The organism is Microcoleus sp. BM001215392 (genome assembly GCF_036700185.1).
Taxonomy (GTDB): domain Bacteria; phylum Cyanobacteriota; class Cyanobacteriia; order Cyanobacteriales; family Microcoleaceae; genus Microcoleus.
In genome coordinates, this window is sequence record NZ_JAUBOJ010000474.1 from 1 (window position 1) to 1,445 (window position 1,445).

A 1,445-nucleotide genomic window follows, 5' to 3' on the forward strand; every position below is an offset into this window, starting at 1 on the left:
TCTGGTTTTTGAAGCCTGAAGAAGCATGACCGCATATAAGTTATTAGTTATAATTTAATATTTACTGCGGTCATGCTATAGCCCATACAAACATATTTGCTTGCACTCATCCGCTGCACCCTTGCATCATCTCAGTTTTTCCTATGCAATGCTGTCGCCGCTCGCGAGTCTTGTACAGATTCCAAGGGCGGGACAGCACTGTTAAAAAATACTTTTTGCATTCATTGAGATGCTCTGGTTAGAGTTATTAGCAAGCACCTCCTAATTTAAATTTAAATATCGCCTAAAACAAATATCTTGGGTTTTACCCGCCGCGACAATTTATAATTTTAGTAATACCAGATTACCAATTACTAATTACGATGTCTTTACAATTTATTAGCATTCCGCCCACAGCCGATCGCAAACCAGTCGGTTTAATTGTCGCTTTGCACGGATGGGGTGCTAATGCTCGGGATTTGACTAGCTTAGCACCGGCTTTCAATTTGCCGGATTATCAGTTTATGTTTCCCGACGCCCCGTTTCCCCATCCTCAGGTAATGGGTGGCAAAATGTGGTATGACCTAGCAAACAAAGATGCTCAGGGATTGGTAGAAAGCAGGGAATTGCTGAAGGAATTATTGCTTTCTTTGGAAAGCAGCACGGGTGTACCTTTGTCTCGCACGATTTTAGGCGGCTTTTCTCAAGGCGGAGCGATGACTCTGGATGTGGGCTTGACTTTGCCCGTAGCGGGTTTAATTTGTCTGAGCGGTTATTTGCATTCGTCGATTTTTCCAGTTGCTGGGAGTGCTTTGCCACCTGTTTTGATCGTGCACGGCACTCAAGATACTATTGTTCCCGTTAGTGCTGCGGTGCGATCGCGCGACAGTTTTACTGCTTGGGGAGCGCGGGTGCAGTATCGAGAATTTAACATGGGACACGAGATTATGCCGGAAGTTGTAGATGTAATGCGAAGTTTTGTTGTAGAAAGTGTCTCTAAATCGGATTAAAGGCTTAGGATATAGTATGGCGGAAGTCTCGGGCAGGGTAAAAAAATGAAAACTTTAACCAAAGCATCGCGCGATATTGCTGTACTTACTTCAGAGGACGTGGCAGAACTGGCTGTCCGTTTGGAAGTTGACGATTATACAGATCCTTTTGAGGGATTGAATGATTGGCATTTGTTGCGATCGCTTGCCTTTCAGCGGCCGGAGATGGTTGAACCCTATCTCCACCTTCTGGATATGGAAGCTTACGACGAAGCATAGGCTTAAAAATCTAGCTCAAAAATTTCGATGGAATTGAGAAAGAAGTTAGCAGCATATTTTGTTGCGGATTGAACAGATGAGTTATGGATTTTTGTCTGTTTTCATCTCAACTTCTTTCTTGATTCTTTTTTATAGCTGAAGGAAGAAGGAAGAAGGAAGTTCGGCAGCGGATTGTGTAACGGATGTAACGGATGTAAC

Annotated in this window: 2 protein-coding genes; both read left to right on the plus strand. The window is 43.5% G+C overall.

The features are described 5' to 3' along the window. Window positions 1-362 precede the first annotated feature (362 nt). Window positions 363-989, plus strand: a complete 627-nt coding sequence (locus tag QT974_RS30920; protein ID WP_333472197.1) for an alpha/beta hydrolase — start codon at window positions 363-365, stop codon at window positions 987-989. 45 nt (window positions 990-1,034) lie between these two features. Next, window positions 1,035-1,247: a protein IsiD gene (gene isiD / locus QT974_RS30925; RefSeq protein WP_096830400.1), complete on the plus strand. Its 213-nt coding sequence runs from the start codon at window positions 1,035-1,037 to the stop codon at window positions 1,245-1,247. Window positions 1,248-1,445: the final 198 nt, after the last annotated feature.

Excerpts from the sequence above, each read along its gene's own strand:
- QT974_RS30920 (WP_333472197.1), top strand. The coding sequence starts at position 363 with ATGTCTTTACAATTTATTAGCATTCCGCCCACAGCCGATCGCAAACCA.
- isiD (WP_096830400.1), top strand. The coding sequence starts at position 1,035 with ATGAAAACTTTAACCAAAGCATCGCGCGATATTGCTGTACTTACTTCA.